The sequence below is a fragment of the Paramagnetospirillum kuznetsovii genome, assembly GCF_003284725.1.
GTDB lineage: Bacteria > Pseudomonadota > Alphaproteobacteria > Rhodospirillales > Magnetospirillaceae > Phaeospirillum > Phaeospirillum kuznetsovii.
In genome coordinates this window covers 395539-414629 of record NZ_PGTO01000002.1, presented here as the reverse complement: position 1 = coordinate 414629, position 19091 = coordinate 395539, and the positions used below count along the sequence as shown (strand labels likewise).

Annotated in this window: 18 protein-coding genes; 6 read left to right on the top strand and 12 right to left on the bottom strand. The window is 65.1% G+C overall.

Annotated features, from left to right (window positions below; translation table 11 throughout):
* The first annotated feature begins 387 nt into the window (after positions 1-387).
* The 6 genes from CU669_RS04630 (at position 388) to CU669_RS04605 (ending at position 8729) form a co-directional block, all read left to right on the top strand.
* Complete coding sequence (locus tag CU669_RS04630) at positions 388-1749, top strand: sensor histidine kinase (protein ID WP_161539578.1); 1362 nt, start codon at positions 388-390, stop codon at positions 1747-1749.
* Positions 1750-1883: 134 nt separating this feature from the next.
* Positions 1884-3539, top strand: coding sequence for an NAD+ synthase (locus CU669_RS04625; RefSeq protein ID WP_112142613.1), 1656 nt, complete (start codon positions 1884-1886; stop codon positions 3537-3539).
* A gap of 26 nt (positions 3540-3565) precedes the next feature.
* Entirely contained in the window at positions 3566-4498 is a 933-nt protein-coding gene (gene dmeF / locus CU669_RS04620) for a CDF family Co(II)/Ni(II) efflux transporter DmeF (protein WP_112142612.1), read from the top strand.
* Positions 4499-4571: 73 nt separating this feature from the next.
* Entirely contained in the window at positions 4572-5906 is a 1335-nt protein-coding gene (locus CU669_RS04615) for a glutamate--tRNA ligase (protein ID WP_112142611.1), read from the top strand.
* A 23-nt stretch (positions 5907-5929) separates the two neighbouring features.
* Complete coding sequence (gene cysS / locus CU669_RS04610; protein WP_112142610.1) at positions 5930-7303, top strand: cysteine--tRNA ligase; 1374 nt, start codon at positions 5930-5932, stop codon at positions 7301-7303.
* Between the two features lie 4 nt (positions 7304-7307).
* Complete coding sequence (locus CU669_RS04605) at positions 7308-8729, top strand: hypothetical protein (RefSeq protein WP_112142609.1); 1422 nt, start codon at positions 7308-7310, stop codon at positions 8727-8729.
* A 59-nt stretch (positions 8730-8788) separates the two neighbouring features.
* Here CU669_RS04605 and CU669_RS04600 read toward each other — a convergent pair whose 3' ends face one another.
* The 12 genes from CU669_RS04600 to CU669_RS04545 form a co-directional block, all read right to left on the bottom strand.
* A complete protein-coding gene (locus CU669_RS04600; protein WP_112142608.1) occupies positions 8789-10336 on the bottom strand; it encodes a cytochrome D1 domain-containing protein in 1548 nt (515 codons plus the stop codon).
* Positions 10333-11475, bottom strand: a complete 1143-nt coding sequence (gene nirJ / locus CU669_RS04595; RefSeq protein WP_112142718.1) for a heme d1 biosynthesis radical SAM protein NirJ — start codon at positions 11473-11475, stop codon at positions 10333-10335. Before nirJ ends, CU669_RS04600 begins: the two co-directional genes overlap by 4 nt.
* Before the next feature lie 166 nt (positions 11476-11641).
* Positions 11642-12226, bottom strand: coding sequence for a siroheme decarboxylase subunit beta (gene ahbB, locus CU669_RS04590; protein WP_112142607.1), 585 nt, complete (start codon positions 12224-12226; stop codon positions 11642-11644).
* Positions 12223-12666 carry an Lrp/AsnC family transcriptional regulator gene (locus CU669_RS04585; protein WP_112142606.1) on the bottom strand — a complete coding sequence of 148 codons (444 nt, stop codon included), beginning with the start codon at positions 12664-12666 and terminating at the stop codon, positions 12223-12225. The genes ahbB (CU669_RS04590) and CU669_RS04585 overlap by 4 nt, the downstream gene beginning before the upstream one ends.
* 3 nt (positions 12667-12669) lie before the next feature.
* Positions 12670-13164: a siroheme decarboxylase subunit beta gene (ahbB, locus tag CU669_RS04580; RefSeq protein ID WP_112142605.1), complete on the bottom strand. Its 495-nt coding sequence runs from the start codon at positions 13162-13164 to the stop codon at positions 12670-12672.
* Positions 13155-13604 (bottom strand): AsnC family transcriptional regulator, encoded by a 450-nt coding sequence (locus CU669_RS04575; RefSeq protein WP_112142604.1) that lies wholly within the window; start codon positions 13602-13604, stop codon positions 13155-13157. The genes ahbB (CU669_RS04580) and CU669_RS04575 overlap by 10 nt, the downstream gene beginning before the upstream one ends.
* Before the next feature lie 2 nt (positions 13605-13606).
* Positions 13607-14773 (bottom strand): cytochrome D1 domain-containing protein, encoded by a 1167-nt coding sequence (locus tag CU669_RS04570; protein WP_112142603.1) that lies wholly within the window; start codon positions 14771-14773, stop codon positions 13607-13609.
* A complete protein-coding gene (locus tag CU669_RS04565) occupies positions 14770-15084 on the bottom strand; it encodes a c-type cytochrome (RefSeq protein ID WP_192884575.1) in 315 nt (104 codons plus the stop codon). Before CU669_RS04565 ends, CU669_RS04570 begins: the two co-directional genes overlap by 4 nt.
* Before the next feature lie 32 nt (positions 15085-15116).
* Positions 15117-15911: a uroporphyrinogen-III C-methyltransferase gene (cobA, locus tag CU669_RS04560; RefSeq protein WP_112142601.1), complete on the bottom strand. Its 795-nt coding sequence runs from the start codon at positions 15909-15911 to the stop codon at positions 15117-15119.
* On the bottom strand, positions 15908-16231 hold the full coding sequence (locus CU669_RS04555) for a cupredoxin domain-containing protein (RefSeq protein ID WP_112142600.1): 324 nt from the start codon (positions 16229-16231) through the stop codon (positions 15908-15910). The genes cobA and CU669_RS04555 overlap by 4 nt, the downstream gene beginning before the upstream one ends.
* Position 16232: 1 nt before the next feature.
* On the bottom strand, positions 16233-17237 hold the full coding sequence (locus CU669_RS04550; protein WP_239988538.1) for an ethylbenzene dehydrogenase-related protein: 1005 nt from the start codon (positions 17235-17237) through the stop codon (positions 16233-16235).
* A 154-nt stretch (positions 17238-17391) separates the two neighbouring features.
* On the bottom strand, positions 17392-19017 hold the full coding sequence (locus tag CU669_RS04545; protein WP_112142599.1) for a NapC/NirT family cytochrome c: 1626 nt from the start codon (positions 19015-19017) through the stop codon (positions 17392-17394).
* Between the last annotated feature and the right edge of the window lie 74 nt (positions 19018-19091).

The following is a 19091-nucleotide window of genomic DNA, read 5'->3' as shown; positions in this document are numbered from 1 at the left end:
GTGGTTGGGTGGGTCAGCTATGACGCGACATTCGACAGCATTGTCAATGAACGGTTTCACAGCGTCGGCCGAGTCGCGACATCCAAGCATGACCAGTTGGTCACCATTTTCCAGCGGACAAATGCCCGCGCGCGGGCATTCCTGGCGGACACCGACCTGCGATGTTCCAGTCTGAACCGTCCCGTCCAATCCCTGTGCCTTCAAAGCGCGATGGAGGCCTTTGTCCACAGCGAGCGTGCCCTTGGGGCGGTACTTCATCAAACTGGTCGCAACGATGACATACGATTTGGAGAAGCTCCGGATCAGGTCGCCGCGCTCCCGCCATTAGGTCGCGATCAACTTGTCGGAATTCTGCCGAAGCTCGGTGAGGACGAGCGAAGCTACTTCATGGTCGTCATCGACTCGAAACGCAACCTGCAACTGGCTTTGCTGTTCCCGTCCAGCCTTCTTCAGGGCCTGTTCCTGCCCACCGCCGATCTGGGGAATTCGGGCGAGGTCTTCCTGGCCGATGGCGAGGGAATGTTCATAACCAAGGCCCGCTACGAGTCGACCCAGGGCCACGACCACCCCATTTCAGCCCGCCCCATGCAGTCCTGCCTGTCCGGCAAGACGGGCCAAGTGCTCGATCTCGATTACCGCGACGTGGACATCATCCACGGTTACCACTTCGTGCCCGAAATCGGCGGCGGCTGCATCATGGCCCATGTGGATCAAGCGGAAGCACTCGCGCCTCTGGACCAGTTGCGGACAAAGATGTCGTCCCTTGCCGTCGTGTTCTTTTTGGCTGCCGCGGCGGTGTCGATCGCCGTGGCGCGAAGCTTCGTCAAGCCGGTGGCCGCCCTGACCAAGGCGACCCGCGACTTCACGCTGGGGCGTCCAGGACTATCGCTCGATACCTCGGCCCCCGGCGAGTTGGGGGAATTGGCCCGCGCCTTCACCGCCATGCGCATCGCCGTCAGCGAGGGCAACCGTATCTTGCGGGCCTCGGTGCGGGACGCCGAGATCGCCAACCGCGCCAAAAGCGAATTCCTCGCCAATATGAGCCACGAGCTTCGCACCCCCTTGAACGCCATCATCGGCTTTTCCGAAGTGCTGCGAACCGGAATCATCGTGCCGGTGGACGGCAAGGTGAAATCCTATTGCGACGACATCCACAATGCCGGCCAACATCTGCTGGCCATCGTCAATGACATCTTGGACATCGCGAAGATCGAGGCCGGGCATGTGGAATTGGACCTTGATGAGATCGACCTCGCCGATTTGATCAAATCCAGTCTCGCCATGCTGGGCGCCCGCGCCAATGCGGGTGGCGTCACCCTCCGTCACTCTGGCCTGGACAACCTGCCGCCTTTGACCGCCGACCGCACGCGGCTGATGCAGATCATGGTGAATATTCTGGGCAACGCGGTGAAATTCACGCCCGATGGCGGCAGCGTGACCGTGTCGGTGGACGTCGAGCCCCTTGGCCTTCGCATCAACGTGAAAGACACCGGCATCGGCATCCCCCCGGAACATATCGCCAGGGTCACCGAACCCTTCTATCAAGTGGAATCCGCCACCAGCCGCAATTTCGGCGGCACCGGCCTGGGGCTGGCCCTGGTCCGCGAGATGGTGGATCTTCACGGCGGCAGCCTCGCCATTCATAGCCAGGTGGGCCAAGGAACCATCGTCACCGTCACACTGCCGCGACATGATGTGGAAGCGGACGATCGGCAGGGTACCGGACAACATTATCAGTACGACATTTGACGTCATTCCCTATTCCAGGGGCGGGACGGGTTTTGCCCTGGCCCGATTACCTTGCCGATGTGTCCAGCGCGTTGACAGGCCGGGCCCCGGTCCATAGTGTGCGGTGATCGCACTCCATTTCCGGCCGATTCTCAATGTCTGATGATCTTTCCATTGCGCTCGCCCAAATCAATCCCATCGTGGGCGATGTGGTCGGCAATACCCGCCTGATACGCGACGCACGGGCCAAGGCGGTGGAGATGGGGGCCGATCTGGTGGTGTTCGGCGAGCTCTGCATCAGCGGCTATCCGCCGGAAGATCTGGTGCTGAAGGGCTCGTTCCTCGACACCTGCGAGACGGCCGTCCAGGAACTGGCGGCCGAGACGGTGTCTGGTCCCGCCATGCTGATCGGCTCGCCCTGGCGGGTCGGCGGCAAGACTCACAACGCCGCCCTGCTGCTGGATCACGGCCGCGTCGCCGCCACCCGGCTGAAGCATCACCTGCCTAATTACGGCGTGTTCGACGAAGCCCGCGTCTTCGCCCACGGCCCCGCCCCCGGCCCCATCTCCTTTCGCGGCATTCGCCTTGGCGTCATGATCTGCGAGGACATGTGGTTCGCCGACGTGGCCGAAACCCTGGTGGAAAGCGGCGCCGAAATGCTGGTGGTGCCCAACGGCTCGCCCTTCGAGGCCGACAAGTCGGGCATCCGCCTCGAACACGCGCGGTCCCGCGTGGAAGAGACCGGCCTGCCGCTGATCTACGTCAACCAGGTGGGCGGCCAGGATGAACTGGTGTTCGACGGCGCCTCCTTCGTGGTGGACGGCGACGGCCAGGTGGCGGCCAGCGTCGCCCCCTGGGGCAGCGAGGTGGTGCTGACCCGCTGGAGCCGCGAAGCCAGCGGCTGGATGTGTGAGGGACCGAAGGCCGCGCCCACGTCGCGGCTGGAAGGCATCTATCAGGCCATGGTGATCGGCCTGCGCGATTATGTGACCAAGAACCGCTTTCCCGGCGTGGTGCTGGGCCTGTCGGGCGGCATCGACAGCGCGCTGTGCGCCGCCGTGGCGGTGGACGCACTGGGCGCCGACAAGGTCTGGGCGGTGATGATGCCGTCGCCTTATACCTCGACGGAAAGCCTGGAGGACGCCGCCGCGGTGGCCCAATTGCTGGGCATTCGTCTCGATACCGTCAATATCGGCCCCGCCATGGCCGCCTACGACGCCATGCTGGCCCCCATGTTCGCCGGCCGCGAGCCCGACAGCACCGAGGAAAACCTTCAGTCCCGCGCCCGGGGCGTCACCTTGATGGGCCTGTCCAACAAATTCGGCCCCATGGTGCTGTCCACCGGCAACAAGAGTGAGATGAGCTGCGGCTACGCCACCCTGTACGGCGATATGTGCGGCGGCTACGCGGTGCTGAAGGACATCTACAAGACCACCGTCTTCGCCCTGTCCTCCTGGCGCAATCACCAGCGCCCCCCCGGCTGCCTCGGCCCCATGGGGGCGGTGATGCCCGATCGCGTCATCACCAAGCCGCCCTCGGCCGAATTGAAGCCCAATCAGACCGACCAGGACACCCTGCCGCCCTACGACGTGCTGGACGGCGTGCTGGAATGCCTGATCGAGGGCGAGATGAGCGTGTTCGAAGCCTGCGCCAAGGGCTTCGACGAACAGACGGTCCGCCGGGTCTGGCGCATGCTGGACCGCGCCGAATACAAGCGCCGCCAAGCGCCGCCCGGCGTCAAGGTATCGTCCAAATCCTTCGGCCGCGAACGCCGCTATCCCATCACCAACGCCTTCACCTCGCAGATTTGAGGCAGACCGGGCGTGGGAGGTTTTCCATGCATGCCCATGACCTGACGCCCTGGCAGCACGCCCACAAATATTTCGGCGGCAACGAGGAGGCGGCCGAGCGCCGGACCCTGATCGTCGTCGGCCTGACCGTGGTCATGATGGTGGCCGAGATCGCCGCCGGAACCCTGTTCAATTCCATGGCCCTGCTGGCCGATGGCTGGCACATGTCCACCCATGCCGGGGCGCTGGGCATCGCCGCCTTCGCCTATGGCTTCGCCCGGCGCCACGCCGAGGACGGACGCTTCACCTTCGGCACCGGCAAGGTCGGCGTGCTGGGCGGCTTCGCCAGCGCCATCATCCTGGGCATCGTGGCGCTGCTGATGGTGTGGGAATCCGCCTCGCGCCTGACCGAGACCCAGACCATCGGCTTCGACGAGGCCCTGTGGGTCGCCGTCATCGGGCTGGTGGTCAATCTGGTCAGCGCCCTGATCCTCGGCGGCCACGGCCACGAGCATCACCACGATCATCATGATCATGATCATCACGACCACAATCTGCGCGCCGCCTATATCCACGTCGTGGCCGACGCGGTGACCTCGGTGCTGGCCATCATGGCGTTGCTGCTGGGGAAATATCTCGGCTGGTGGTGGATGGACCCGGTCATGGGGCTGGTGGGCGCGGCGGTGATCGCCAAGTGGTCCTGGGGCCTGATGGCCCAAACCGGCGCCGTGCTGCTGGACCACAACGACGACCGTGAGCTGGAGGAAGAGGTTCGGGCCGCCATCGAAGGCGACGCCGACAACCGCCTGACCGACCTTCACCTGTGGCGGATCGGCACCGGCCACTGGGCCGCCATCGTCTCCGTCGTCACCCACGAGCCCCGGCCGCCGGAGCATTACAAGCGCCTGCTGGCCCCGGTTCACGAGTTGAGCCATATCACCATCGAGGTTCTGCCCTGCGTCGGCGAGGCCTGCGCGTAGAGCAGGGTTGTTGCCCGGGGGCCGTGGATGGTATAGGGGGCCACTGAATCCCGCTGTTTTTCAACGGATTGAAATGGCCTCCCCCACCGTTCGCTTCGCCCCCAGCCCCACCGGCCTGCTGCATGTGGGCAATGCCCGTGTCGCCCTGATCAATTGGCTGTTCGCCAAGGCCAATGGCGGGCGCTTCATCCTGCGCCTGGACGACACCGATCTGGAGCGTTCCAAACCGGAATTCGTCGCCGCCATCGAGGAAGACCTCGGCTGGCTGGGCCTCGCCTGGGACCGCAAGGAATTCCAGTCGGCACGGCTGGATCGCTACCACGCGGCGGCCGAGCGCCTGAAGGCCATGGGGCGGCTGTATCCCTGCTGGGAAACCGCCGATGAGTTGGACTACAAGCGCAAGCGCCAGATGGCGCGCGGCAAGCCGCCGGTCTATGACCGCTCCGCCTTGACGCTGTCGCCCGCCGACATCGCCAAGCTGGAAGCCGAGGGCAGAACACCCCATTGGCGTTTCAAGCTGGATCACGAGGATGTGCGCTGGGACGATCTGGTGCGCGGCGCCAGCCATTACCACGGCGCCAATCTGTCCGACCCGGTGCTGATCCGGGGTGACGCAAGCTTTCTCTACACCCTGCCCAGCGTGGTGGACGACATGGAGTTCGGCGTCACCCATATCGTGCGCGGCGAAGACCATGTCACCAATTCCGCGCCGCAGATTCAGCTGTTCCAGGCGCTGGGCGGCGTGGCCCCCGCCTTCGCCCATCTGCCGCTGCTGACCGGCGTGGGCGGCGAGGGCCTGTCCAAGCGGCTGGGCTCCGGTTCCCTGCGCGAATTGCGCGAACGCGGCGTCGAGGCCATGGCGCTGAATTCCATGCTGGCCAAGCTGGGCAGTTCCGACGCCATCGAGATCCGCCATTCCCTGGCCGATCTGGCCACCGAATTCGCCTGGAGCAAGTTCGGACGCGGCACCCCCAAATTCGATCCGGCCGAGCTGGAACGCCTCGATGCCCGCCTGCTGCATTCCGCCGGTTTCGAGGAAGTCCGGGACCGCCTGGACATCCCCGACGCCGACGAAGCGTTCTGGCTGGCCATCCGCGCCAATCTGACCCAGTTGTCCGACGCCGCCCTGTGGTGGGCCATCTGCCGCGCCGAACTGGCCCCCGTCATCGAGGACGCCGCCTTCACCGAGACCGCCGCCGACTTGCTGCCGCCCGAGCCCTGGGACGCGGGCACCTGGAGCCTGTTCACCGAAGCCGTCAAACAGGCGACGGGCGCCAAGGGCAAGGCCCTGTTCCACCCCTTGCGCATGGCTTTGACCGGGCGCGAGAATGGACCCGAGTTGAAGACTCTGCTACCTCTGATGGGACGGGCGCGAGCCATGAGCCGTCTCAAAGGGCAATCGGCCTAATTCAGTACTGGGGAGTTTGATCGGTGCCGCTGGTTCTCTACAATACCCTGACCCGGACCAAGGATGTGTTCGAACCGCTGGTTCCCGGCCATGTGGGCATGTATGTCTGCGGCCCCACCGTCTATGACCGCGCCCATATCGGCAACGCCCGGCCGGTCATCGTGTTCGACGTGCTCTACCGGCTGCTGAAAAGCCTGTATCCCTCGGTGCGCTATGTCCGCAACATCACCGACGTGGATGACAAGATCAACCAGCGCGCCAAGGATTCCGGCGAGCCCATTTCCGCCATCACCGAGCGCACCACCCGCATGTTCCACGAGGATATCGGGGCGCTGAACTGCCTTCCCCCCGATGTGGAGCCCCGCGCCACCGCCCATATCACCCAGATGATCGCCATGATCGAGCGGCTGATCGCCAAGGGCCATGCCTATGCGGCCGAGGGCCATGTGCTGTTCGCCGTCGGCTCCATGGGCAATTACGGCAAGCTGTCCGGCCGCAGCTCCGACGAGATGATCGCCGGTGCCCGCGTCGAGGTCGCGCCCTACAAGAAGGATGCGGGCGACTTCGTGCTGTGGAAACCGTCATCCCCCGATTTGCCCGGCTGGGAGAGCCCCTGGGGTCGCGGGCGGCCGGGCTGGCATATCGAATGCTCGGCCATGAGCCTGGAACATCTGGGCGAGACCTTCGACATCCATGGCGGCGGTCAGGATCTGGTGTTTCCCCACCACGAGAACGAAATCGCGCAAAGCACCTGCGCCAACGGCGCCCCCTTCGCCCGCGTCTGGCTGCACAACGGCTGGCTGATGGTGGAAGGCGAGAAGATGTCCAAGTCCCTGGGCAACTTCTTCACCGTGCGCGACCTGCTGGACAAGGCGCCGGGCGAGGCGATCCGGCTGGCCATGCTGACCACCCATTACCACCAGCCGTTCGACTGGACCAATGACGGGTTGAAACAGGCCAAGGCGACGCTGGACCGGCTGTATACGGCGCTGCGCGGCGTCGCCGATATCGACGCCAACGGCTATGACGAGGCGCCCATCGAGGTTCTGGCCGCCTTGGAGGACGACCTCAACACGCCGCTCGCCATCAGCCATCTGCATGAACTGGTCGGCGCCCTCAACAAGGCGACCCATCTGGAAGACAAGGCCCGCGCCAAGGGCCGCCTGCTGGCCTCGGGCCATCTGCTCGGCCTGCTGCACCAAGATCCCGAGGCCTGGTTCAAGGGCGGAGCGGCGGGAGGCCCCGCCGACGACGAGATCGACGCCCTGATCGTCGCCCGCGCCGAAGCGCGCAAGGCCAAGAACTTCGCGGAATCCGACCGCATCCGCAACGCGTTGCTGGACCAGGGCGTGGTGCTGGAAGACGGACCAAGCGGCACCAGTTGGAAGCGGGCCTAAGCCCATGGCTCGAACTCCGCTCACCGGCTGGACGTTGGGGTGGCATTCCCTGACCTTCGTGCTGGTGGTGGTTCTGCTGATGGCCCCGGCCTTCTGGAACGGCTATCCGCTGGTCTATTACGACAGCGAGGACTACGTGGAGATGGCCTTCACGTTCCAGCCCATCGTCTGGCGGATCATGACCTATGGCGTGTTCTGCACCGTCGCCCGCTTCTTCGGCAGCCTGTGGGCACTGCCGCTGGTTCATGCCATCCTGGTGACCTGGGTGCTGCATGAAGCTGTGATGGGATTCATCGGCCGTTGGCGGCATATGGTGTTCCTGGGCGTCGGCCTCGCCCTGGCGCTGTTCACCGGCTTGCCTTGGGTGGCCTCGCAATTGCTGGCCGATGTCTTCGCAGGCACCGCCGTCCTCGGCGTGGCCGCGCTGGCCTTCGGAGAAGGATTGCAACCCTGGCGCCGCGCCGCCTTGGGGATCATCACCGCCATTTCCATCTGCGTCCACATGTCCCATGTGGCAGTGGCGGCGGGCCTGCTGCTGGTGCTGCTGGCCATGTGGGGTCTGTCGCGGTTCCTGCGCCGCATGCCGCGGCCTCGGATGGGGGCCGCGTCCATGGCCATCATCTGCGGCATCCTGCTGGTGCCAACCACCCATTACTTCGCCATGGGGCGCTTCGTGTTCACCGAATCGGGCAAGGTGCTGCAACTGGCGCTATTCGTCCAAAACGGCGTCGCCAAGATGTATCTGGACGAGGTCTGCCCGACTGGCGCCCAGTTGGAGATGTGCGACCACAAGGATGAGCTGCCCCGTACCGCCGACGAATTCCTGTGGGGCGACAGCCCGTTCGACGAAATGGGCGGCTGGAAAGCCTTGCACGACGAATCGGAATTCATCGTCGACGACGCCATCCGGCGCTTTCCGCTCCAGGTTCTGGGAGCGGCGGCCGATAATTTCGTCGAGCAATTGGATTCCATCGAAAGCGGCGAAGACCTTGTCCCCATGACCTGGCACTTCGTGCGCACCATGCTGCGGCGCTATCCTGACGAGTTCAAGGCCTTCCGCTATGCCCGCCAGCAAAGGCGGCCGCCCATCAACTTCAAGCCCATCAACGACTTCCAGATTCCCATCAATCAGGCGGCGGAAGTGGTGACGGTGGGGCTGCTGGCCCTGGCATGGCGGCGGCGCGACCGCACCACCACCGGACTTGCCCTGATGGTCGCGGCCGCCATCATCGGCAACGCCATCGTCTGCGGCGCCATTTCCAATCCCCACGACCGCTATCAGAACCGGGTGGTGTGGCTGGCGCTGTTCACCTCGGTGATCGGGGCGGTACGCCTCGACCAGCGCTTCGCCGGTCAGCGCCGCCTGGTCATTCGGGCCGAGAATGACGCCTTGGAAGCGGAAAACAATAAGACATCGGGCGTTTAGGCGGGCGAGACGCCCGCGCTCCGGCGCGATTGGGAGCGCGGGCGTCCCGCCCGCCTTGTCTAGTGGCTCGTCCCCGACGAATAATTGATCTTGTTGAAGACGTTGTACTTGCCCACCGGCCGCTTCATGGGCAAGCGCGCGACCTCGTCGAAGCTGGCGGCGTCGAATTCGATCAGGGCACCGTCGGCTTCCATCACCGAGATCAGCACATGCTTGCCGGACCGGTCGAACTCGGCATGGGCGGTGGTCTTGCCCGGCGCCGGCCGCAGGGTCTTGACGATGCCCAGGCTGCCCAAGTCGATGATCTGGATGGCGTCCTTGTCCTTGCCCATGGATACGTCGATCCAGGCATAGGGGCTGTTCTCGTGGCCGCGCATGAAGAATCCCGGCCCCAGGGTCGGAATGCGCTTGATGGTCTTCCAGGTCTGCATGTCGATGACGCTGACGACCGCTTCCTTGAGGTGGGGTGTCGCCATGACGTCGCGGCCGTCCATCTTGAAGATGATGCCCGAGCCCAGATGGGGCATGCCGGGCAGGTCGATCTCGGCCACCTTGCGCTTGATGTCCAGATCCACCACCAGGCCCTTGGTGCCGTCGCGCGATGCGCCCATGGCGCGTTCATAGGTGCTGTCGAAGAAGAAGTCGTCGAGATAATCGGGGGTGCGGATACGGATGGCCTGGAAGCGCCCCCCCTCGCTGATGCCTTCCTCGTGGCCTTTCTCGTAGGAATGAACGAAGCCGTTCATCACCGGCCCGGCATCGTCGGCATAGGGAATCTCCCAGACCTCCATGATATCCTTCAGCGCCACCACGAAGCTGGAGCGTGGCGGCGCGGTATAGACCGCCGAGACCCTTGAGGTCACGCCCTTGTCGCCCGCCACCGGGATCACCTGGATCGGCGACAGATCGCGAGCGTCCAGCGCCACCAGCGTATGGGGCAGCATATTGCCGACCATGAGGAAGCGGCCGTCATGGGAGACCGCCACGTTGCGGGTGTTCACCCCGGCACGGATCTCGGCGACGATCTGCAGGGTGTAGAGGTCGTATTTGGTGATCCAGCCGTCGCGGGACGCCAGATAGACGAAGCGGCCGTCGGGCGAGTACTTGGCGCCGCCATGCAGGGCGAAGCGGCTTTGGAACCGGGCCAGCGGCGTGAAACTGTCGCCGTCCAGGATGGTGACGTGGTGATCGCCGGTCTCCACCACGGTGAACAGGTTGAGCGGATCGGCGGTCCAGACCGGCTTGGCGGGCAGCAGGTCGGGATTCACGTTCAGCACCCGGGAGGCTGCGATCTGTTCCATGCCCCATGTCGGCACGCTGGCCAGCGGGGTGAAGACGTAGTCGGCCAGGGCCTTGATCTGGGCGGGCGTCAGCTTGTCGGCATGGCCGGGCATCTGGGTGGCGATGCGGCCCTCGGCGATGACCTTTTCCGCCTCGGCCTTCTTCAGGCGCCCCAAATTCTCGGGCAGCAAGGCAGGCCCGATGGCGCCCAGCCGATCGCCGCCATGGCAGGCGGCGCAATGCTCGGAGAACAGGCGAGGCGCATCCTCGGCCGCCAGGGCGGGAGTGGCGATCAGCAGCGCCAGCGCGATCAATGCGGATTTCATGCGATGCCGATCTCCTCGTCGGTCAGGTAGCAGCCGGGATCCTCGGCCCAGACATTGCCGGTGACCCGCTGGGCGCGAACCCGCGTATTGCCGTTGCAGGCGGTGAGATGAGCGCAGGCGGCGCAGCGCCCCTCCACCGGCCGGGGATGTTTCTTCAGCCCCGCCATCAGGGCGTCCGAGGTGTCGGGCCAGATGGCGGAGAACGGCCGGTCCCGCACATTGCCCAGCTTGTGATTCCACCACATGGTATCGGGATGGACATCGCCCAGATTGTCGATATTGGCCACGTTGACGCCCGACGCGTTGCCGCCCCACTGCGCCAGCTTGGCGGCCATGTGATCGGCCTGGGCCGGAAAGCGGGTCTTCGCCCAGGACAGGAAATAGGGGCCGTCGGCGTCGTTGTTGCCGGTGACGAACTCCCGCTCGCGCCCCGCCTCCGCATGGGTCCAGGCGGTATCGAACAGGAAATCCATGGCGTCGCGAGTGATCTTCACCGAGGCGTCGTCCAAGCGGTTCTTGTTGCCGCGACCGGCGTAATTGAGGTGGGAGAAGTAGAACTTGCTCACCCCCTCCGCCTCCATCAGCCCCACCACCTCGGGCAGCTGATGGGCGTTATCCATGGTCATGGTGAAGCGCAGTCCCACCTTGACGCCCCGCTTCACGCAGGCGCGAATCCCTTTCAAGGATGCCGCGAAGGCGCCGTCCAGGGCGCGGAACCGGTCATGGGTGGCGCCGATGCCGTCGATGCTGATGCCCACATAGTCGAAGCCGGTGGCGCTGATGCGGTCGGCGGTGGCCTCGTCGATCAGGGTGCCGTTGGATGACAGGGCGGTATAGAAGCCCATTTCCTTGGCCCTGTCGGCGATGGCGAAGATATCGGGCCGCAGCAGCGGCTCGCCGCCCGACAGGATCAGCACCGGCACCTTGAAGCCTTTCAGATCGGCCATGACGCCGAAGACCTCGTCGGTGGACAGTTCACCGGCGAAATCCTTGTCGGCCGAGATGGAATAGCAGTGCTTGCAGGTCAGGTTGCAGCGCCGGATCAGGTTCCAGATCACCACCGGTCCGGGCGGATTGCGGCGCGGCCCCACCGGCGTGGGGGCGACAAGCTCGTGCATGAACTGGGATACGCGGAACACGACCAACCTCCATCCAGGATCAGGAAACCTCCCTGACCATCCTTCTGTCGTCACCCCCGCGAAGGCGGGGGTCCATGGCGGGACCGACATCGACGCCAAACACCAAGAACCGTTCTGCCTCGCCAATGGATTCCCGCCTTCGCGGGAATAACGAGGCCTTTTGGACCTAAAGCCGCAATCCCGTCTTCTTCAGGATGCGCGAACTGAACAGAACCAGATGGCCGCGCGACAGCGGCCCCAGACATTCGGCGATGCGTTCAACCAGTTGGTCGGCCACCGCCCGTTCACGGGCATGGATCATGGCGAACAGCGAATAGGGCCAGTCGGGCAGGTGGCGCGGCCGTTGATAGCAATGGCTGACGAAATCCAGCCCACCGACCCGGCGCCCCGCCTCGGCGACGTGCTCGTCGGCGACATCCCACACGGTCATGCCGTTGAAGCGATAGCCCAGCGCATAGTGATTGGGCACCAGCCCGATGCGGCGGATCACACCCGCGTTCAGCAACCGGGTCATGCGGGCCATGACGTCCTCGGCACTGGTGCCGACCGTCTCGGCCACGGCATGGTAGGGCCGCTCGGTGATGGGCAGGCCGTCCTGGGTGGCGAGGACGATGGCGCGGTCGAGCGCGTCGAGAGCAGGGTTTCTTGATTGTCCCTCAGACGCCGGGCGGGGCCTCTCGGCCCCTTGGCTCCTCCGCTGCGCTCCGGGGCGCTCAATGCGCCCGCGCTCGGCTCCGCCTCGCTCTGTCATGCCTCGAACCTCAATCCGACGAAGAATTCCTCGACCTTCGGCATGTCGTGGACGGCCAGCCCGGTCCTGGCCTCGATCTCCGCCAGCACTTCGGCGATACGTTCCGGCTTTTCCGTCGCCACCACGAACCACATGTTCAGCGCATGCTCGCGGGCGTAGTTGTGGGCCACCTCGGGGAAGGAATTGACGATGTCGGCAACCTCGTCGAAGCGGTCGCCGGGCACCTTCATGGCGGTCAGCGTCAGGCCGCCGCCCATCTTCTCGGCGTGCCACAGGGGGCCGAAGCGCGAGACGGTTCCCGCCGCGCGCAGCGCCGCCACCCGGCTGATCATCTCCGCCTCGGTCAGGCCCAGGCTTTCGGCGGCGGCCTCGAACGGGCGCTCGCAAATGGGAAAGCCGCCCTGGAAGGCATTGATGATGCGGCGGTCGGTATGGTCCATGGCCTACTCCGCCGCCAGACGGCGGCCGTAACGCGCCCCGGTCTGCTTGAAGCGCCGGATGGAGAACAGCACGCTATGGGGATGAACGTCCAGGCCGTGACGGCTGATCAGGGTCCGGATCGACGCTTCCACCGTGGCGCGGTCGCGGCCGTGGATCATGCAGAACAGGTTATAGGGCCAGTCGGGCAGCCGTCGCGGCCGCCGGTAGCACAGAGTGACTTCCGGCGCGTCGCCCAGGCGGGCGCCCAACGCTGCGACCTCGGCGTCGGGAATGTCCCAGACCGCCATGGCATTGGCGCGAAAGCCCAGTTCGTGATGACGCACGATGACGCCGAAGCGGCGGATGATCCCGGCCTCCCGCATGGCCTTGATGCGCTCGATCACCTCGACCTCGGACATGCCGACCATGTGGCCCACCGCCAGATAGGGCCGATCCACCAGCGGCAGCCCGTCGGCGAGGGTGGAGACCAGGGCGAGATCGCGGTCGCTCAGTTCCATTTCAGATCGAACCCCAGATCGATGTGGAAATGCTCCAGCAGCGGCAGGTCGAGAACCTCCAAGCCGGTCCTGGCGGAAATATCGGCCAGCACCGCCTGAACCGCTTCGGCCGAGGGCGCCGTCACCACGAACCACAGGTTCAGCCGGTGTTCGCGCTGGTAGTTGTGGTTGACCTCGGGATAGGCGCTGACCAGGTCCGCCACCCGCTCCAACTCCTCCGGCGGGGCGGCCAGGGCGGCCAGGGTGCTGCCGCCCACCGTATGGGGACGGAACACCGCGCCCACCCGGCTGACGGCGCCGTTGCGGGTCAGCCGCTCCAGCCGTTGCAGCACCTCGGTCTCGGTAAGCCCAAGAGATTCGGCGAGCGCCGCATAGGGGCGCGCCACCAGGGGAAAATCCCGCTGAAAGTCGTTGAGCAACCTCTGATCAAGCTTATCCATGGTCAGAGCCCCGTCTTATGGGCGCGGGCGGTGAAGAAGATGCCGCTCGGCTTCACGGCGGGAAGTTCGGCCACCGGTTCCAGCGTCTCGGTGTCGTAGACCACCACCTTGTCGGAATCCCGCGCCGACAGCCAAACCCGCTCGCCCTTGGGGGTGAATTCCATGTGCAGGATGGCCTTGCCCGGCTCGATGGTCTTGACCACCCGCTTGGTGGGAACGTCGATCACCTGAATGAGGTTGTAGTCGGGCACCGCGAAATTGACCCAGACCTGACGGCCGTCGGGGCGCGCCATGACGAAGACCGGCTGGCCCGCCACTTCGACCCGCGCCTTTTCCGTCCAATTCCCCTTATCGACCACCAGAACCTGATGATGGCCGATGGCGGGCAGCCAGATTTCGGTGCCCGCCGCCGCCCAGCCGCGCAGATGCGGCATCTTGAACACCGGCAGTGCCTCCTTGCCCTTGCCGTAATGGTCGAGGATGCGCCGCACCCCCTTGTCCGGGTTCCACAGGTCCAGCAGGGCGATGCCGTCCTCGCCGAACAGCCCGGCCAGATACCAGCGCCCGTCGCCGGTGATCAGCGCGTCATAGGGCAGCTTGCCGATATTGGTGAATTTGCGCAGGCCGGGCTTGGCGGGATCGGCCAGATCGGCGATCCAGATCTCGCCCGCGTCATACAGGGTGTAGATGAATTTGCGCCCCGGCAGATCGGCGATGCCGATCACCTTGCTGGGCTTGCCGTCGGCGCCCATGGCCGGGATATCGGCCACCAGGGAAAGGCTGGCGGTGTCGAACACCTTGATGCCGCCCGGCGTGTAATTGGCCACCGCCACCAGCGAGCCGTCCTGGGACATGGCGCCGCCGATGGAATTGCCCGACTGCACCACGCGGGCCGCGACGGAGCCGGTCAGCACATCCACCTTGGTCAGGCCGCCGTCACGGCCGAACACGAAGGCGAAGCGCTCGTCGCGGGAATAGACCAGGGCGGCGTGGGAGAGATCGCCGAGCCCGGGAACCGAGGCGAGAACGCTCGACGTGGTGCTTTCCACCACCATGACGCGGCCGTCGGCGCGCTCCACCACGACGCCGAGATCGCCGGTGCCGCGCAACGGAGCGGCACAGCCCGCAAGCAGCATCACGGCCAGGGCGGCGGCCAACGGTCGGCTCATTTCACCTCTCCCATCAGATAGCGGGCGATCCATGACGCCTCGTCGCGGCTCAGCATGGTTTTCCACGGCGGCATGGGGGTGCCGGGGCGCCCCTCCAGAATGGTCTCGGTTACGCCCTCGGCGGTATAGGCGGCCAGGACTTCCGGCAGCAGGGGCGAGCCCAAGCCGCCCTTGCGCGTCATGCCGTGGCACGAGCCGCAATCCTGGGCGACGATGTCGCGCAACTGATCCTGACGCGCGCTTGGCACCTCGGCCGCCGCCGAAGCGGCAATCCCCATCCCAATCAGCGCCAGGGTCGTCGAAAACCGCATCCTCAGCCCTCCCTAAGGCCAGGATATGCATATCACTCGGCGGAGATCAGCGGCTTGACGTTGGGCAAGAATGCGTCGTCCGACAGGGTCTCGGCGGCAAGGCCCAGACCCACCACCTTGCCGATGATGATCAGGGCGGGCGGGCGGATGTGCCAGGCCTCCACCGCGCCTCCGATGGCGGACAGGACGCTGCGCAAAGTGCGCGCCGCGCCGCTGGTGCCGCGCTCGACCACCGCGACCGGCGTATCGGGGGGCAGTCCCGCCGCCATCAATCCCTCGGCGATCCGGCCGATGGTGGCGACCCCCATATAGATCACCAGGGTGCAACTGGGATCGGCCAGGGAGTCCCAGTCAAGCTCCAACGCGCGATCCTCGCTGAGATGGCCGGTGATGAGGCGGACACTGCGCGCCACGTCGCGATGGGTCAGCGGAATTCCCGCCATGGCGGCGCAACCGGCGGCGGCGGTGATACCGGGAACCACCTCCACCGCCACGCCGTAGCGGGCGAGATACAGTGCTTCCTCGCCGCCGCGTCCGAACACGAAGGGATCGCCGCCCTTGAGGCGGACCACCGTGCGGTCGGGGCGCGCCAGACTGACCAGCAGATCGTTGATCTCGTCCTGGGGCAGCAGGTGGTGGCCGCTTTCCTTGCCGACGCTGATGCGGGTGGTTCCGGCGGGGATCAGGTCCAGGATGCCGTCGCCCACCAGCCGGTCATAGACCACCACATCGGCCGATTGGATCAGGCGCAGCGCCTTGACGGTCAGCAGATCGGGGTCGCCCGGACCGGCGCCGACCAGATGGACGAGGGGGGGCGCCTCGGTCATGGCGCCACTTCGATGACGCCGGTCATGTCGCGATGGGGGCCGCAGACATAGGGATAGAGGCCGGGCTTGTCGAAGCTCCGCTTCCAACTGTCGCCGGGAAACAGGCGATCGGATTCCGGCAAGCCTTCCTTCTCGAACAGGACGCTGTGATTGTTGCGCTTCTCGTCATTGACCCATTCGACGGTGGTGCCGGGCTTCACCTTCAGGATCTTGGGGGTGAACATCATCTTGTCGATGCTCACCCGCACGGTCTCGCCCGCCCAAACCGGCGAGGCGAGGATCATGAGAAGCGCGGCCGCGCAGACGCCGAGCCGGGCCATTCTATTGCTTCACCGCCTTGATCTCACCCTCGGCGTCGAGGCCCAGCTTCAGGTCCACCGAAACATGGTGGAACCGACCGGCGGCGAAGTCGTCATGCACGGCGAAGCCGACGGTGTAGGACTTGCCCGCCTCCAGGGCGACCGAACCGGGCTGGGTGGATTTGAGGGCGCGGGCCATGGTGACCACCCACTTGTCGCCTTCCTTCTTGCCGGAATAGGCGACGTCGGCGCCGGGCTTCAGCACCCGCTCGGCCAGGATATAGCCCTGTTCCGAGGCGCCGCTGGACTTGAAGCGGGTCAGGTCCAGGAAGGTGCCGTTCTTCAGCATGGCGTCCAATTCTGCCTGGGGCTTCACCTTGTCCCAGTTGTCGCGCTTGGCAGTGTCGAACTGGGTGCGGCTTTCCGGCACGTATTTTGTGACGTATCCGGCCTTGGTATCGATGCCCTTGGCGCCCCCCAGGGCCGTGGCGGCGGGTGCCGTCGGCATGTCGCGGTTGTCGGAATGGCACGAGGTCCAGCAGCCCGAACGCGCCGCCATATCCACCTTGCCAGCATCGATCATCATGGCCAGCTTGATCTCGTTGTCGGGGTCCATCTTGCCGCCCTTGGCGAAGGGCACGTCGGCGTGGGCGCCGATGGGAAACTCGAAGCGCATGTACAGATTGTCGGCATCGTATGCCGCCTTGACGGTCAGCGGCACCGAGGCGCGCTTGCCCGGAATGGGGGTCTTTTCCGCCTTGGCGCCGGACACCATCTTGGCGCCCATATCAGCGGTTTCCTCGGAATGGCATTCGAAGCAGCGGTCGCCCTTCTTGAAGGCCCGCAGACCGCCGTGATCGGTGCCGGTCAGAATCCATTCGATGGAGGTCTGGCCGGGATAGAACAGCACCGTCTTGGTCGCTGGCACCGCCGCCCAGTTGATGTCCTTGATCTTGGGAGCGGCCGAAACCGCTCCCGCCATCATCACCGAAGACGCCACAAGAGTCGAAAGCAGGGAAAGTCTCATGGCGATTGCTCCTTGTATCGGCGAACCACTGCCGTGGCTCGCCTTTGTCCCTCAATTGCCGGGCGAGATGCTCCGCAACCCTTGGCTCCCGCGCCATGTGGCGCGCCGGGCCTTGCCCGCAACTCCTCGCCCCATGGGCTCGTCGATATTATGACTACATCTTGACCGCTTTGATTTCACCCTCGGCGTCGAGGCCCAGCTTCAGATCCACCGAGACATGGTGGAAGCGACCAGCGGTGAAATCGTCATGCACGGCGAAACCGACGGAATAGCTTTGCCCCGCCACCAGATTGACCTCGCCCGGCTGGGTCGCCTTCAGGCGGCGGATCATGGTGACGACCCACTTGTCGCCTTCCTTCTTGCCGCTATAGGCCACGTCGTTGGCGGGCTTCAAGACCCGTTCCGCCAGGATATAGCCCTGTTCCGAGGCGCCGCTGGACTTGAAGCGGGTCAGGTCTAGGAAGGTGCCGCCTGCCAGAAGGGCGTCCAGCTCGGCCTGGGGCTTCACCTTGTCCCAGTTGTCGCGCTTGGTGGTGTCGAACTGGGTCCGGCTTTCGGGAATGTATTTTGTGACATAGCCGAGCTTGGTGTCGATGCCCGGAACAGCGCCCACGGCAGCGGGAGCGGTGGGCATGTCGCGGGCATCGGAATGGCATGACGTCCAGCAGCCCGAGCGGGCAGCCATGTCCACCTTGCCGTTGTCGATGATCATGGCCAGCTTGATCTCGTTGTCGGGATCCATCTTGCCGCCCTTGGCGAAGGGAACGTCGTTGTGCGGCCCGGCGGGGAACTCGAAGCGCATGTACAGATTGTCGGCGTCGTAGGCCGCCTTGATGGACAGCGGAATGGAGGCGCGCTTGCCCGGAATCGGGGTCTTTTCCGCCTTGGAGCCGGACACCATCTTGGCGCCCATGTCGGCGGTCTCGTTGCTGTGGCACTCGAAGCAGCGGTCGCCCTTCTTGAAGGCGCGGGTGCCGCCGTGGTCGGTACCGGTCAGCACCCATTCGATGGCGGTCTGGCCGGGATAGAACAGCACGGTCTTGGTCTCGGTGGCCTTGCTCCAATCCACCGCCTTGCCGGTGACCGGCGGCAGCACGGCGCCGGAGACCGCCGGAGCGGATGCGGCCGGAGCGGCGACAGGAGCGGGAGCGGGAGCGGGAGCGGCGGCGGCCTTCTTGGCTTCTGCCTCCTTGGCCTTCTGCTCTTCTTCCTGTTCCAGCAAATGATGCACCGGCTTGTGGGCGATGCCCTTATGGCAATCGATGCAGGTGCCACCTTCCTTCTGCGCATTGTCGTGCTGCTTGCGGGCACGCTGCTTCTGCATGTCGGGATTCATCTGGTCGAAGGCATGGCAGTTGCGGCATTCCCGCGAATCCGTGCTCTTCATGGTCTCCCAGACGCGCTTGGCGAGGTAGAACCGCTTCTCGTCGAATTTCTCCGGCGTGTTCACCGAGCCCATCAGCCAGTGATAGACCTCGCCCGAGGCCTGGATCTTGCGGATGAACTTGTGGACCCAATCCTTGGGCACATGGCAATCCGAGCAGGCCGCCCGAACGCCCGAGCGATTGGTGTAGTGGATCGTCTTCTTGTATTCCTGGAAGACGTTGTCCTTCATCTCGTGGCAATTGATGCAGAAGCCCAGCGTATTGGTGGCCTCCATCGCCGTGTTGAAGGCGCCCCAGAACATGATGCCGCCGACGAAGATCACCGCCGCGCCGAACAGCGAGGCGCCGAGAATCTTCATTTTCCACAGCTTGTTGATCAAGGATTCGGTCGCCATCGCGCTCCCCAGCACCATTATCTGCCCGAAGACCCGATCCAGCGATACCACGAAGGGCGGCCGCCAAAACTTGA

What these genes read in the sequence shown, in the direction of transcription:
- CU669_RS04555 (WP_112142600.1), bottom strand. Translation starts at nt 16,231, where the DNA reads ATGGCCCGGCTCGGCGTCTGCGCGGCCGCGCTTCTCATGATCCTCGCC.
- CU669_RS04625 (WP_112142613.1), top strand. Translation starts at nt 1,884, where the DNA reads ATGTCTGATGATCTTTCCATTGCGCTCGCCCAAATCAATCCCATCGTG.
- CU669_RS04630 (WP_161539578.1), top strand. Translation starts at nt 388, where the DNA reads ATGGTCGTCATCGACTCGAAACGCAACCTGCAACTGGCTTTGCTGTTC.
- CU669_RS04550 (WP_239988538.1), bottom strand. Translation starts at nt 17,237, where the DNA reads ATGAGACTTTCCCTGCTTTCGACTCTTGTGGCGTCTTCGGTGATGATG.
- CU669_RS04605 (WP_112142609.1), top strand. Translation starts at nt 7,308, where the DNA reads ATGGCTCGAACTCCGCTCACCGGCTGGACGTTGGGGTGGCATTCCCTG.
- cobA (WP_112142601.1), bottom strand. Translation starts at nt 15,911, where the DNA reads ATGACCGAGGCGCCCCCCCTCGTCCATCTGGTCGGCGCCGGTCCGGGC.
- CU669_RS04585 (WP_112142606.1), bottom strand. Translation starts at nt 12,666, where the DNA reads ATGGACCATACCGACCGCCGCATCATCAATGCCTTCCAGGGCGGCTTT.
- dmeF (WP_112142612.1), top strand. Translation starts at nt 3,566, where the DNA reads ATGCATGCCCATGACCTGACGCCCTGGCAGCACGCCCACAAATATTTC.
- ahbB (WP_112142607.1), bottom strand. Translation starts at nt 12,226, where the DNA reads ATGACAGAGCGAGGCGGAGCCGAGCGCGGGCGCATTGAGCGCCCCGGA.
- CU669_RS04600 (WP_112142608.1), bottom strand. Translation starts at nt 10,336, where the DNA reads ATGAAATCCGCATTGATCGCGCTGGCGCTGCTGATCGCCACTCCCGCC.
- ahbB (WP_112142605.1), bottom strand. Translation starts at nt 13,164, where the DNA reads ATGGAACTGAGCGACCGCGATCTCGCCCTGGTCTCCACCCTCGCCGAC.
- CU669_RS04545 (WP_112142599.1), bottom strand. Translation starts at nt 19,017, where the DNA reads ATGGCGACCGAATCCTTGATCAACAAGCTGTGGAAAATGAAGATTCTC.
- CU669_RS04615 (WP_112142611.1), top strand. Translation starts at nt 4,572, where the DNA reads ATGGCCTCCCCCACCGTTCGCTTCGCCCCCAGCCCCACCGGCCTGCTG.
- CU669_RS04575 (WP_112142604.1), bottom strand. Translation starts at nt 13,604, where the DNA reads ATGGATAAGCTTGATCAGAGGTTGCTCAACGACTTTCAGCGGGATTTT.
- CU669_RS04565 (WP_192884575.1), bottom strand. Translation starts at nt 15,084, where the DNA reads ATGCGGTTTTCGACGACCCTGGCGCTGATTGGGATGGGGATTGCCGCT.
- CU669_RS04570 (WP_112142603.1), bottom strand. Translation starts at nt 14,773, where the DNA reads ATGAGCCGACCGTTGGCCGCCGCCCTGGCCGTGATGCTGCTTGCGGGC.